This window comes from Solimonas fluminis (assembly GCF_002930645.1).
In the GTDB taxonomy this organism is placed as follows: Bacteria; Pseudomonadota; Gammaproteobacteria; order Nevskiales; family Nevskiaceae; genus Solimonas_A; species Solimonas_A fluminis.
The window spans coordinates 21,776-35,712 of sequence record NZ_PSNW01000016.1 but is presented as its reverse complement, the minus strand read 5'-3'; the positions used below and the strand labels follow the sequence as shown (position 1 = coordinate 35,712).

General features: G+C 69.6%; 7 protein-coding genes. 3 read left to right on the top strand and 4 right to left on the bottom strand.

The window, feature by feature from the left end; all coding sequences use genetic code 11:
* The first annotated feature begins 128 nt into the window (after positions 1 to 128).
* From C3942_RS20285 to C3942_RS20275, 3 genes are all read left to right on the top strand, one after another.
* Positions 129 to 2,942, top strand: a complete 2,814-nt coding sequence (locus C3942_RS20285; protein ID WP_133164377.1) for a TonB-dependent receptor — start codon at positions 129 to 131, stop codon at positions 2,940 to 2,942.
* 988 nt (positions 2,943 to 3,930) lie between these two features.
* Entirely contained in the window at positions 3,931 to 5,043 is a 1,113-nt protein-coding gene (locus C3942_RS20280) for an efflux RND transporter periplasmic adaptor subunit (RefSeq protein WP_104232194.1), read from the top strand.
* Positions 5,040 to 8,111 (top strand): efflux RND transporter permease subunit, encoded by a 3,072-nt coding sequence (locus C3942_RS20275; protein ID WP_104232193.1) that lies wholly within the window; start codon positions 5,040 to 5,042, stop codon positions 8,109 to 8,111. Before C3942_RS20280 ends, C3942_RS20275 begins: the two co-directional genes overlap by 4 nt.
* A 118-nt stretch (positions 8,112 to 8,229) precedes the next feature.
* Here the strand turns inward: C3942_RS20275 and C3942_RS20270 are convergent, their stop codons facing one another.
* The 4 genes from C3942_RS20270 to C3942_RS20255 all read right to left on the bottom strand — a co-directional run bounded on the left by C3942_RS20270 (position 8,230) and on the right by C3942_RS20255 (position 13,826).
* Entirely contained in the window at positions 8,230 to 9,585 is a 1,356-nt protein-coding gene (locus C3942_RS20270) for an aromatic ring-hydroxylating oxygenase subunit alpha (protein WP_207766173.1), read from the bottom strand.
* Between the two features lie 16 nt (positions 9,586 to 9,601).
* Positions 9,602 to 11,194, bottom strand: coding sequence for an SMP-30/gluconolactonase/LRE family protein (locus C3942_RS20265; RefSeq protein ID WP_104232191.1), 1,593 nt, complete (start codon positions 11,192 to 11,194; stop codon positions 9,602 to 9,604).
* A gap of 22 nt (positions 11,195 to 11,216) precedes the next feature.
* A complete protein-coding gene (locus tag C3942_RS20260) occupies positions 11,217 to 12,086 on the bottom strand; it encodes an AraC family transcriptional regulator ligand-binding domain-containing protein (protein WP_104232190.1) in 870 nt (289 codons plus the stop codon).
* A gap of 120 nt (positions 12,087 to 12,206) precedes the next feature.
* Positions 12,207 to 13,826 (bottom strand): AMP-binding protein, encoded by a 1,620-nt coding sequence (locus C3942_RS20255; protein WP_165797558.1) that lies wholly within the window; start codon positions 13,824 to 13,826, stop codon positions 12,207 to 12,209.
* Positions 13,827 to 13,937 lie beyond the last annotated feature (111 nt).

Sequence of the window (13,937 nt, the reverse complement as noted above, 5' to 3'; positions counted from 1 at the left end):
TATGTCAGGCTCCGGTCATCGCTATTCAAGCCCCTGATTCCGGTCGGGGCGTCCGCGGCGGAACAGACGCGGGTTCGAACATAACAGTGGCACGGATTGAAGGTGAGAGAGTCATGGAGGAAGGGAAGATGAAGGCAGTCATGGTGGCCGCCGCGCTGACGGCGGCCGCAGGCCTTGCTTACGGTCCTGCGGCCCTGGCCCAGGAGCCGGCCCAGGAGCCCGCACCGGCCGCCGCTCCTTCGGGCGGCACCAGCGAGCTCGACGACCTGTTCGACCTCGAAGGCGTCGAGCCGGAGCCCGCGCCGCCGCCGGCCCCCGCTGCCGCCGCCGCGGCTCCCTCCACCGAACCGGCAGCTGCTGCCGCCGCGGCTCCTTCCACCGAGCCGGCCCCCGCCACCGCCGAAGCCGCCCCTGCGGCCGCCCCGCCGGCTCCCGATACCACCGGCCTGGACCTGGACGTGATCCCCCTCCCGCAGAAGGAGGCCGCCGTGCCGGAGTCCGCGCCGACGCCGCGCGCGCGCCGCCCGATGATCGAGGAGGTCGTCGTGACCGCCCAGCGCCGCGAGGAAAGCGCGCAGGACGTGCCCATCTCCATCACCGTGTTCGACGGCAAGCAGCTCGCCAACGCCAACATCACCAACTCGGCGGACCTGGCGGTCTACACGCCCTCGCTGTCCACCAACAACCGCTTCGGCGCCGACAACGCCACCTTCTCCATCCGCGGCTTCACCCAGGAGCTGCGCACCACCGCGTCCGTGGCCACCTACATGGCCGAAGTCGTGGCCCCGCGCGGACAGAGCTCGCAGACCTCCGGCGACGGCGCCGGCCCTGGCGTGATGTTCGACCTGGCCAACGTCCAGGTGCTGAAGGGTCCGCAGGGCACCCTGTTCGGCCGCAACACCACCGGCGGCGCCGTGCTGCTGGTGCCCAACCGTCCGAAGGACGAGTTCGAGGGCTACGTCGAGCTGTCCGGCGGCGAGTGGGGCATGTTCCGCCAGCAGGGCGTCGTCAACCTGCCGGTGACGGAGAATTTCAAGGTCCGCCTCGGCATCGACCGCAACGAGCGCGACGGACATCTCAACAACATCACCCGTATCGGCACCGATGCGCTGGGCAGCGTGGACTACATCTCCGGCCGCCTCAGCACGCTGTGGAACATCAGCGACAGCGTCGAGAATTACACGATCCTGTCCTACATCGACTCGCAGAGCACCGGCTACAGCGCCCAGCTCTACGCCTGCAACGCCGACTACCTCACCGGCGACTTCTTCGGGGCATTCTCCGGCCTGCTGCACTACCCGGCCTGCGCGGACCAGCTCGCCCGCCAGAAAGCCACGGGTCAGGACGGCTTCTACGACGTGGTCAGCACGATCGCCTCGCCGATGACCAACATCAAGGAAAAGCGCCTGATCAATACGCTGACCTGGGATATCTCGGATGACGTTACGCTGAAGAATATCCTGGCCTACGCGCACCTCCACACGGAGAACGGCTCGGACATCTTCGGTACCCAGTTCCGCTACAACGTCCCCCTCCTCAACATCCCCCGCAATCCGCTCACCGAACTGCTGGGCATCGCGGGTCCGGTTTCGCTCGATCCCAATCCGAACCGCGAGTTCAAGACCGGCGTGTCGGTGCCCAACCCGGATATCCCGGTCACCAGCCAGGAGACCTACGTCGGGGAACTGCAGCTGCAGGGCAATTCCTTCGAGGGCGCGCTGGAATGGCAGGGCGGCGTGTACTGGGAAAACAGCCGTCCCGACGGCTACTCCGGCAACAACTCCGCCGGCCTGATCTCCTGCAACATGGCCAGCCTGGAAGGCGATCCCTCCGGCTTCGACTGCTATGACCCCTTGTTCGGTGCCGTTGGCGGCGTGCTGGTGCAGCAGTACAAGACCGAGTACCTGAACCGCGCCGTGTACACGCAGGGCACCTGGCACTTCAATGACCAGTGGAGCGCTACCGGCGGCCTGCGCTACACCTGGGATCACACCGAGGGCTACGGCATCAAGACCAGCTACCGCTGGCTGCTGGCGGCGCCGCTGGGTGCGAACGAGCAGATCGTCACGCCGGAGGTCAGCAGCAAGGCACCCACCGGCCTGCTGGAGGTCGACTGGAAGCCCTTCGAGGGCCAGATGGTCTACGCCAAGTACGTGCGTGGCTACCGCCAGGGCAGCGTCATCCTGGCCGCCGATCCGGGCGTCGATACCTTCGAGCCCGAGAAGGTCGACACCTACGAGCTCGGCATCAAGACCCAGTTCGGCGGACCGGTGCCGGGCCGCTTCAACCTGTCGGTGTTCTACAACGATTTCACCAATCAGCAGCTGCAGCTCGGCTACATCTCGCGCGACTCGCTGCAGACCACCACCATCGTCAACGCCGGCAAGTCGCGCATCGCCGGCATCGAGGGTGAAGCCTTCTTCCAGCCGCATGACCGCGTGACCTTCGCGCTGTCCTTCTCGCTGCTCGACACCGAGCTGCTGGAGCAGGAGGATCTGACCGAGAAGGTCCGGGCGGCGGGCGGCGAACTGGCGGGCGCCTCGGTGACGCCGATCGCCGAGGTCGGCGACGAACTGCCGTACGCACCGGACCAGACCTACGTCGGCTCGCTGAACTGGCGCCTGCCGGTGTCGGAAAGCCTCGGCGAGATGGACCTGGGCGCGACCTACTCCTACATCGGCCAGCAGCGCTCGGCGGCTTCCAGCTCCGGCCCCTACGGCATGCTCGATGCGTTCAGCCTGCTGAACCTGAACTTCACCTGGGGCCGCATCTTCAACAGCCCGATGGACCTGGTGGTGTTCGGCACCAACGTGCTCGACGAGGAATACGTGACCTACACCAGCGGCACCTACAAGCTGCTGGCCTACGAGTCGCGCATGCTCGGCATGCCGCGCATGGTCGGCGCCCGCCTGAAGTACAACTTCGGCGCCGCCGCGCAGTAGGCCGCAGGCGTCACCCGAAAAGCCCAGCCTCCGGCTGGGCTTTTCTTGTTTGGTTCTTCCCTCTGCGGGAAAAACCAAGGCGGCAGAACCCCTCTCCTTCCGGGAGAGGGGCAGGGGTGAGGGACAAGGGCCAAACATGAGCAGTCACTTGTTTCACGCGCGCCCCTCACCCGCGCCCGCGGCGCGACCTCCCCCGGAGGGAGAGGCAACACGCGCGCGAGCAAGATGATCCCGGCAAACACGGGGGAGGGGTTTTCCGTAGTCGTGAAGTGACTAGCCAAGCGTTCGCCTGAGCCTGTCGAAGGGGGTGAGCCGGGGCTGTCGTGGAGTGCCTTGAATGGCACTCCACGCCGGCGAACGCCCGGCCATGGATGGCCGGGCTGGGGCTCGATCCGGAAGTGAAGTCCCGCCACGGACGGCGCCCCAAAAAAAAACGGAACTCCGTTATGACTTCCGCTCCCTCCGGCGTAACCTATTCCCATCGAGCCAGGCCTCACGCTGGAACCCCCAGCGACCGAGGCCTGCCGCATACCGGGATCGATCTCACCCACCCGGCCCATGCCTCTCACGGCTCCAAAATCTCCCCGCAGTAGAACGATTGCCGGGCTAACCCAGTAGGGCTCTGCTAGCGCATCCGCGAACGAGTCCCGGGTCCGCCTGCTGTCGGTGCTCATTAACAACACGGTATTGCTGCCCGCCGGGCCGTCTCCACCAGGGGAGCCCGCGCAGCGCGACGGGCGTGCCTGGACGAGGCGCCCGCGGAGACAACGGCTGGCCGCAAGGCCAGGACTGGCACGTGGCGAGCGCCATCTCTCCGGAGACGGCCCGGCGGAGCAGGTTTTTGGGTTGACAGGGCATCGCCCATGCCCTGTAATGATCAAGATATGAAACACTGTGTTTCATGAATTCAAGGCATCGCGCCGGGGGCGCGACGCCGCATATCGAAGGGAAGGGGACGGCCTGCAGCCACCCTTCCAGCAGGGACGTCATGACAGTTCAAGCCGGAATCATCGGGGGCGGCCGGCGCCCCCTGTCCATCCTCCTCGCCATGCTCGGTCCGGTCCTGCTGTCCGCCTGCGGCGGCGAGGCCGAGCCGCCCGCGGCCCCGCAGCCGGTGCTCACCGTGGAGGTGATTTCGCCGCAGCGCGAGACCTGGCCGGACGCACTGGTCGCCAGCGGCGAGGTCGCCGCCTGGCAGGAGGCGGTGATCGGGGCCGAGGTGGGCGGCGTGCGTCTCGACGAGGTGCTGGTGAACGTCGGCGACAGCGTCCGCAAGGGGCAGTTGCTGGCCCGCTTCAGCGAGGACAGCCTGCGCGCCGACCTGGCGCGGCTCGATGCGATGGTGGCCGAGGCCTCGGCCAATCTCGAGAAGGCCAGGGCCGACGCCGCTCGCGCCGACCGCCTCGAATCGCTGGACGCCATGGCCAAGCAGACCGGCCAGATGTACCGCACGCAGGCCAGGGTCGCCGAGGCGCAACTGGCCTCGGCCCAGGCGCAGCATCGCGCGCAGGCGCTGAAGCTGCGCTACGCCCGCGTGGTCGCGCCGGACGACGGCGTGATCTCGGGGCGAGCCGCCACGGTGGGGGCCGTCAGCCCGATGGGGACCGAGCTGTTCCGCATGGTGCGCCGCAACCGCCTGGAATGGCGCGCCGAGGTCACGGCCAATGCCATGCAGCGGCTGCAGCCCGGAGCCTCGGCCACGCTCACCACCCTCGACGGCCGGACGGTAGCGGGCAAGCTGCGGCAGCTGTCGCCGACCGTGGACTCCGGTACGCGCAACGGCCTGGCCTACGTCGATCTGCCCGCCGATAGCGGGCTGGCCGCCGGCATGTACCTGACCGGCCGCTTCGCCCTTCCGGCGCGCGAGGCCCTGACGGTGCCGGAGGCGGCGATCGTGCAGCGCGACGGCAACCAGTACCTGATGCAGGTCGATGGGCAGAGCCGCGTGCACCTGGTCAAGGTCGGGACCGGCCGCCGCCAGGGCGAGTCCATCGAGCTGCAGGGCAGGGTCGATCCCGCGGCGCGCTACGTGAAGTCCGGCGGCGCCTTCCTCTCCGAAGGCGTCCTGGTGCAGGTGGTGCCCGCCGGTCCCGCGCCATGAACTTCTCGTCCTGGGCGATCAACAAGCCCACGCCGTCGATCCTGCTGTTCATCATGCTGACGGTCGCGGGCCTGGTCGCCTTCCGCGGCCTGGGCATCCAGTACCTGCCCGACATGGCCTTCCCGTCGGTGACGGTGCAGGCGGCCATGCCGGGCGCCTCGCCGGTGCAGCTGGAGGCCGAGGTCGCGCGGCCGATCGAGGACTCCATCTCCAGCATCGGCGCGGTGCGCCACGTCACCACCACCATCAACGATGGCATGGTGCTGCTCATGGTCGAGTTCGCCTACGAGAAGAACCTGACCGAGGCGGTGACCGACGTGCGCGATGCCATCACGCGCATCCGCACCAAGTTGCCGGACGAGATGCAGGAGCCGGTGGTGGCGCGCGTCGACGTCGCCGGCATGCCGCTGCTGACCTATGCCGTCATCGCGCCGACGATGGACGAGACCGATCTGTCCTGGTTCATCGACGATGTCGTGGCCAAGGCCCTGCTGCACGTGCGCGGCGTGGCGCAGGTCAATCGCAAGGGCGGCGTCACGCGCGAGGTGCAGGTGGAACTGGACCCGGCACGCCTGCAGTCCCTGGGCGTGACGGCCGGCGAGATCAGCGCGCAGCTGCGCAGCATGCAGCAGGAAGCGCCCGGCGGCCGCGGCAGCCTCGGCGGGCTGGAACAGACCGTGCGCGCCCTGGGTACGGTCGGCAGCGCCGAGGAACTGGCGGCCCTGTCGCTGCCGCTGGCCGACGGCCGGCGCCTGCGCCTGGCCGACGTGGCCCGGGTCAGCGACACCATCGCCGAGCGCAGCCAGATCGCCCTGCTGGACGGCAAGCGCGTGGTCAGCTTCGAGGTCATGCGCGCGCAGGGCATGGACGAGGTGACCGCGGCGCGCGGCGCGCGGGCCGAGGTGGCAAGGCTGCTGCGGTCGCATCCCGCCGTGCAGATGGTGGAGGTCTCGAACTCGGTCGACTTCACCGAGCAGGAGTACGGCCACGCCATGGGCGCGCTGATCGAGGGCACCGTCCTCGCCGTGCTGGTGGTCTGGCTGTTCCTGCGCGATTGGCGCGCCACCTTCGTCTCCGCCGTGGCGCTGCCGCTGTCGATCATCCCGACCTTCCTGGCGCTGCAGTGGTTCGGTTTCACCCTGAACGTGCTGTCGCTGCTGGCGCTGACGCTGGTCATTGGCGTCCTGGTCGACGATGCCATCGTCGAGGTGGAGAACATCATGCGCCACCTGCAGATGGGCAAGCCGCCCAGGCAGGCGGCGATGGAGGCCGCCGACGAGATCGGCCTGGCGGTGATCGCAACCACCTTGACCCTGGTCGCGGTGTTCCTGCCCACCGCCTTCGTCCCCGGCCTGACCGGCGACCTGTTCCGCCAGTTCGGCTGGACCGCGGCGGCGGCGGTGCTGTTTTCGCTGCTGGTGGCGCGCCTGCTGACGCCGATGATGTCGGCCTACATGCTGCGGCCGGCGGCGCATACCTGGACCGACGGGCCGCTGATGAGGCGCTACCTGGTCACCGTGCGCTGGTGCCTGGAGCATCCCTGGGCCACGGTCCTGGCGGCGGGTGCCTTTTTCCTGATGTCCCTGGTGCTGATCAGCCAGCTGCCCACCGCCTTCATCGCGGGCCAGGACGAGAGCACCGAGTTCGTGATCCTGGAGGGGCCGCCGGGCAGCTCGCTCGACCAGACCACGGCGCTGGCCGAGCGCGCCCGCCTGCTGCTGGCCGACGTGCCCGAGATCAGCGCGGTGCTCACGGTCGTGGGCGGCGGCGTGAAGACCGGCGCGATGCGCGCCGACATGGCGGCCGCCGAGGTGCGCACCGCCCAGCTCACCCTGCGCCTGCTCAACATCGGGAAGACCGGGCGCAAGCTGCCCGAGGTCCGCGCCGACATCAGCAAGCGCCTCGCCGCGCTGCCCGGCGCCCGCACCAGCCTCGGCCGCGGCACGCCGGGCGAGAAGATGACGCTGATGCTCACCGGCGACGACCCGGCGGCGACACTGAAGGCCGCGCGCTCGCTGGAGAGCGAGCTGCGCAGCCTGCCCGGCATCGGCGCCGTGACCTCCACCGCCAGCCTGCTGCGGCCCGAGATCGTGATCCGCCCGGACTTCGCGCGGGCGGCGGAAATGGGCATCACCTCGGCGGCCATCGCCCAGGCCGTGCGCGTCGCCACCAGCGGCGACTACGACTTCAACCTGCCGCGGCTGAACCTGCCGGGGCGCCAGGTCTACGTGCGCGTGGCGCTGGACCCGGAGTCGCGCCGCGATCCCGACCTGGTGGCGCAGCTGCGCGTGCGCGGCAACAACGGCGCGGCGGTCCCGCTGGGCAACATCGCCGACATCCATGTCACCGGCGGTCCCGCGCAGATCGACCGCTACGACCGCCAGCGCGTCGTGCAGCTGGCGGTGGACCTCAACGGCCAGCCGGTGGGCGACGTGCTGAAGCGCGCGAAGAACCTGCCGACGCTCAAGCAGCTGCCGGCGGGGGTGGAACTGGTGCTCTCGGGCGACATCGAATACATGTCCGAGATGTTCGGCGGCTTCGCACTGGCGATGCTCGCCGGCATCTTCTGCGTCTATGCCGTCATGGTCCTGCTGTTCCACGACTTCGGCCAGCCGCTGACGGTGCTGGCCGCGCTGCCGCTGGCCTCCACCGGCGCGCTGGGCCTGATGTGGTTCTTCGGCTACGACCTGTCGATGTCCTCGCTGATCGGCCTGCTGATGCTGGTCGGCATCGTCACCAAGAACTCCATCCTGCTGGTGGACTACGCGATCATGGCGCGCCGCGACCTGGGCATGGACCGCATCGACGCGCTGGTCGACGCCTGCCACAAGCGCGCCCGGCCGATCGTGATGACCACCGTGGCGATGACCGCCGGCATGATCCCGATCGCGGTGGACCTCGGCGGCGGCAGCAGCTTCCGCCAGCCGATGGCGGTGGTGGTCATCGGCGGCCTGATCACCTCCACCGTGCTGAGCCTGCTGGTGGTGCCGGTGGTGTTCGAGATCATCGACGAGGTGAAGCTGCGGCTGTCCCCGCGCCGCCATGAGAGCGCCGCCGCGGAAGCCTAGGAAGCCCCGAAAGAGTTACCGTTCGCCCTGAGCTTGTCGAAGGGTGAACGGTAACCAGCCGACCCGTGCTGAAGGGACGGCCTGTGCTGCTACCCTGGGCTGATGGCAGCCCTGGCGCTCAGCCCTTCAGCAACCGCGGCGCCCCCGTACCCATGTAGCGCGCCAGGTTCAGGTGCAGGTTGGCGATGGCGCGTTCGCGGTACGGGTTCGGCTGCGTCCCCCGGAAGCCCGCCGACTTCATGCCCTGCTGCACCGCCGCCATGTTGGAGAAGTCCTGCGGCAGCACCGTGCGCCAGCGGGGGTCGCCCACCGGCGTGTATTCCCATTCCGTCTTCGGCTCCGCGCCCTTGGGAAACAATTCGTAGACGGCCACCTCGAAGATGCACTGGTTCGGGTTGTAGCCGTGGGGCTTGAAGTTGTAGCAGAGCGCGTTGTTCACGGCATGACCGATCTGGAAGCTCGGGAAGATCTGCCAGGCCGTGCCGCTCCTGCCGACATGCGCCGGGTCGATCGTCGGCCAGACCACGCCGCGCGCCGCATCGGCCTCGCGCGCCGACTTGAGCCAGTGCATCAGAACCTCGCCCGGCGGCGTGCCCTCCGGCAGTTCGTCGGCCAGCCGGTTGGCCGCATCCACCAGGGTCTGCGTGGTATTGGTGTTGACCTGCGTCCAGGTGAAGTTCTGCATCTGCGCCGTGGACAGGCGGGCATCCCCGGTGCCGATGCGCAGCTTGGCCTGCTGGTTGGCGTCGACGTTCTTCGGCGCGTCGTAGCCGATGTTGCTGTGCAGGCCCTGGGAGCGCGCCCAGCCGCGGAACTCGCCGAACTGCTTGAACTCCGGGTGGGTGACGTCGACGTGGTAGATCTCGTTGAAGGCCTCGGCCGCCACCTTCCAGTTGCAGTCGAACACCACCCAGCGGCGCCAGCGCACCCGCATGTTCTCCAGCTGGAAGGGGTCGAGCATCGACGCCGCCGGCTCCAGGTATTCGCGCAGCGGCACGCAGTCCGGGTCGAGGTTGATCCAGATCCAGCCGCCCCAGGTATCCAGCTTCACCCCGGCCAGCCGCGTGTTCTCCGGCGTGAGCTGGTCCTGCCAGTCTTCCCGGTCGCGGATGTGCGTGCAGTCGCCCTGCAGGTTGAAGGTCCAGCCGTGGAAGGGGCAGACCAGCGCCTTGCGGTTGCCGCAGGCGTGGTGGGCGCCGGCCGGCGTGTCCACCAGCCTGCGGCCGCGGTGCGTGCAGACGTTGTGGAAGGCCTGGATGCGGTCTGCGGCGGTGCGGATGATCACCACCGAGTCATCGAGGATCTCGTAGGTGATGTGGCTGCCGACCTCGGGAATCTCCTCGACGCGGCCCGCCTGCAGCCAGACCCGGCGCCACAGTCGGTCGCGCTCGGCGCGGACATAGTCCTCGGAGATGTAGGCCTCGGCGCCGATCGTGACCGGCCGGTCGAGGTCCTCGTGCTTCAGGGCGCTCATGGCGGAGTCTCCCGGTTCAGGGGCGGGGACGCAGGGCCAGCACGCTGCCCTCGGCATCGCCCGACAGGTAGATCGTTCCGTCCGGCCCTGCGGCCAGCCCGGCGAAGGGCCCCATGGGACCCGAGAGCACGCCCACCGCCTTCAGCGTCTTGGGGACGACCCCGGCCGGCGCGCCCACCGGCAGGCCGGAGGCGAGGCTGCGGCGCGACCCCTTGCCCAGGTCGATCTCGATCAGTTCCTGGGCCCCGGCATCCAGCACCAGCAGCGAGGGGCCGCGCAGCAGCAGGCCTTCCGGCTGCCGCAGTCCGTCGATGAGGGTCTGCGTCTTGCCGCCGGAAATCTTCACCACGCGGCCGCCGCCGGATTCGCTGACGTAGCAGCTGCCGTCGGCGCCGAGCGCCACGCCCTTGGGCTGGCGCAGGCCGCTGGCCAGGGTTTCCACGTGGCGGCCGGCGGCCGCCAGCACGCGGCCGGTGCCGAACTCGGCGAAGGCCACGGCACTGCCGTGCGCGGCCACGCCGTAGAGCTGGTCGAAGCCCTCGGCGATGACCTCGCTCCATTGCTGCGCCGGCCGGTAGCGGGCGACGGCACCGTTGGCGGTGGTGACGATGAATTCGCCCTGGCCGCTGGCGGCGACGCCGCGCGAGTAGCCGGGGTAGCCGGGGTGGAACAACATGCCGGCGAGTTGGCGCTCCCGGCCCGGCGGCAGGGTGTAGGAGAAGGCGCCATCGGCAACGTAGAGCAGGCCCTGCGGATCGGCGGCCAGGCCCAGCGGCCAGTTGAAGCCATCGGCCACCAGCTCGCGGGTCTTGCCGTCCTTGAGCAGTTCCACGATGTAGCCCGAGATGTTCGATACGAACAGCCGCTCGCCGACGAAGCTCAGGTTGTCCAGGCCGGGCGTCAGTTGCGCCAGCACCGTGCGCTCGCCGTTGCGCGGGTCGATGCGCAGCACCTGGCCGCTGGCGACCTGGGTGGAGACGATGAAGCCCTGCGAGTCGAACTTCACCGAGTCGGGCAGGCCGAGATCGCCCGCGACCCTCTCCGGCGTGCCGCCGGCCAGGTCCACGCGCCAGATCTCGTTGGCGCCCATCACCGGGAAGTACAGCTTGCCGTCCGGTCCCACCGAGAAGGCATTGGGCATCGGCACGTCGCTGGCGATGATCCGCGGCGCGCCGCCGTTGCGGTCCAGCTCCATGATGCGGCCGCCGGGGCGGCACTCGCCCGCGATCAGCCGGCCCTGGTGGAAGGTGATCGGATTGGCCACCGGGAGGTCGCCGTACAGCACGCGCGTGGCGCCGTTGGGGGCGCGCACGCTGACGCGGCCCTCGGTGATCTCGGTGGCGTAGAGATTGCCATCGTCGTCGAACACCAGGTCGTCGGGCGCGACGATGTCGCCGCCCTTGGCGCTGATGACCTCGATGGCGCCGCTGTCCACGTCGATGGCGCTGACCTGGCTGCCGCTGACCTGGGCGACGTAGAGGCGTCCGTCGGGGCCGGTACGCAGGCCGTTGGCGCCGAACAGGCGGCTGGGCGGCGTCAGGCGTTCCAGCGTCCAGCCCTCGGCGATGCGGGCGGGGGCGGCGGTATAGCGTCCGGCTTGCGGCGGCATGGAGGCTCCGGGAATGTGGGGTTCAGGTCGCGCAGGGCGAGGCCTGGGCCGGGCGGCGCCGCTGGTGCTTGCGCAGCTGGCGCGGCGAGGCGGAGAACCAGCGCTGGCAGCTGCGCGTCAGCACCGAGGTCTCCGAGTAGCCCAGGATCTCGGTCATGCGGACCAGCGAGACGTCGGACTGGCCGAGATGGCGCAGCGCCACGTCGCGCCGCACCCGGTCCTTGATCGCCTCGAAGCTTTCCCCCTCCTCGCGCAGGCGGCGCTGCAGCGTGCGGGGATGCAGGCCGAGCGCGGCCGAGACGCGGTCGTGCGTGCAGCCGCCGGCGGCGAGCAGGTGGGTGACGATGATGCGGACGCGCGTGCCCATGCGCGGCGGCAGGGCGGGGAACTGCTGGCCGATCCGGCGCATGGCCGCGTCGTAGCCTTGCGCGTCCTGCCCCGGCAGGGGCTGGTCGAGGTCGCGCGGGTCGAAGACCAGGCCGTCCATGCCCTGGCCGAAGCGCAGCGCCGCGCCGAACTGCGCCCGGTAGGACGACAGCGGCGCCAGTGCCTCGTGACTGAACCAGGCCTCGCAGGGCCGCAACTGGCCGCCGCTGATCGCGGCGACCGTGCGGCTGATCGTCGCCAGCGCCTGTTCGGTCGCGGGGGCTTTCCCGGCGAGGCTGCCGGCTGCCGGTTCCAGCAGCAGGAAGCGGCGGCCGTCGTCCGGCAGGGTTTCGAGGCACAGATGCAGTCCGCCCATCCAGGCCTGGGCGTGGGCGGCGAGGCTGCGCAGGGCGGCGTGCAGGTGGGGCGCCATGGCGATCGCTTCACCCAGGACGCCCAGGTCACGGGCCTGCCGGGGCCCGTGCTCGAGCGGGCGGAAGCTCGTCGGCAAATCGGCCGAACCCATGCGCGTTCTCCTCGTGGCCTGCACGTTATTATTCAACACTGGTGTTGATTTTGTCGCAGGACCGGGCGCCTGTAAAGACGCAAGGATTCATTGCCCGCCGGGGCAAAAAAGCCTGCTCCTTCAGTCTTTAAGGCTGGCGCGTAGCTGGTGCTTCAGGACCTTGCCGGCATCGTTCTTGGGCAGGGACTCGCGGATCACGACCTGTTCGGGCGCCTTGAACGAGGCGACGCCCAGGGCCTTGAGGTAGTCGCGCAGCCCGGAGACGTCCGGGCCGGGCCCGGTCCGGGGCACGATCACCGCGCAGGCGCGCTCGCCGGTGCGGGCGTCGGGCAGGCCGACGATGGCGATCTCGGCGATCTGCGGATGGCCGACGAGGAGATCCTCGACTTCCTTGGGCGAGATGTTCTCGCCGTTGCGGATGATGATGTCCTTGGCCCGGCCGGTGACCACCAGCCAGGTATCGTCCGCCAGGCGCGCGAGATCGCCGGTGCGGAAATAGCCTTCGGTGTCGAAGGCGCCATCCTCGTCCTCGGGGTGCAGGTAGCCCACCAGCATCTGCGGGCCGCGCGCATGCACCTCGCCTTCGCCCGCCGGGGCCGAGCCGTGGCTGACCAGCTTGAGTTCGGCGTAGCCGCCGCGGCCGTCGGTGTCGGCCGCGAAGCCGGTCTCGCCCGGCCGCGTCGCGCCCACCGTGGTCACCGGCACCTCGGTGGAACCGTAGACGCGCGTGACGATGGCCTGGTCGAAATATTCGGTGGCCTGCCGGATCAGCGAGGGCGGCACCGAGGCGCCGCCGCAGATGAAGACCTTGAGACGGGGCAGCCGCGTGCCGGCGCGCTTCGCCGCGGCCAGCAACTGCTCCAGGAAGGGCGTGGCCCCGGCCATGTGGGTGCAGCCCTCGGCCTGCATCCGCTGCACGGCCTCGTCGGCATCCCAGCGTTCCATCAGCACCGCGGTGCTGCCCAGCAGCAGCGGCGCCTCGAAGACGTAGATCGAGCCGCCGATGTGGCCGATGGGCGAGGGCACCAGGAAACGGTCGCCCGGCGCGATGTGCCAGTGCTCGCCGAGCTGGCAGGCCAGGGCATGCAGCGTGTTGTGCGTATGCAGCACGCCCTTGGGCCGGCCGGTGGTGCCGGAGGTGTAGAGGATCATGCGCACGGCGTCCGGATCGACCGCCGGCAGCGGCGCCCGGCCCGGATGCCGCAGCAGGGCCTCATAGGGCGTATGCGCCCCGGCATCGCCGCGCAGCACCACCACCTCGGGTGGATTGTCGATCTGGGCGACCACGCGGCCGAGCATCGCGACATGGTCCTGCTGGCGGAAGCTGGCCGGGATGAAGACCAGGCGGCTGTCGACATCCTGGAGGATGAACTGCAGCTCACGGTCGCGCAGCGAGGGCAGGATCGGGTTGACCGCCATGCCGGCCAGGGTCGCGCCCAGGTAGATGACGGCAGCCTCGTGCCAGTTCGGCAGCATGAAGGAGACGACGCTGCCGGGACTTGTCCTGGCGAGCAGTGCCTGGGCCAGCGCGCTGGCCTGCCTGTGCAGGCTGCGGCAATCGATGCGCTGTTCGCCGTCGACCAGCAGCACGCGTTCCGGCGTCTGCCGGGCGGCCTGCTGCAGGGCATCGGCCAGCGTCTGCCGCACCCAGCGTCCGTCCGCGTAGGCGCGCGCGGCGCGCGCCGGGTCCCAGCGGATCCAGCGTCCGGACACCAGCTTGCGGTTCGGCTGACTCGACATTGAGGAAGGGCTCCTGGGCGGAGTCTCTACCCTAGGTTGTCCAGGGTCGCAGGGTCTTGATGCCGGGCGACAGGCTGTCGCAGGAAGTCAATACGAGCGCCGGCCGACTGA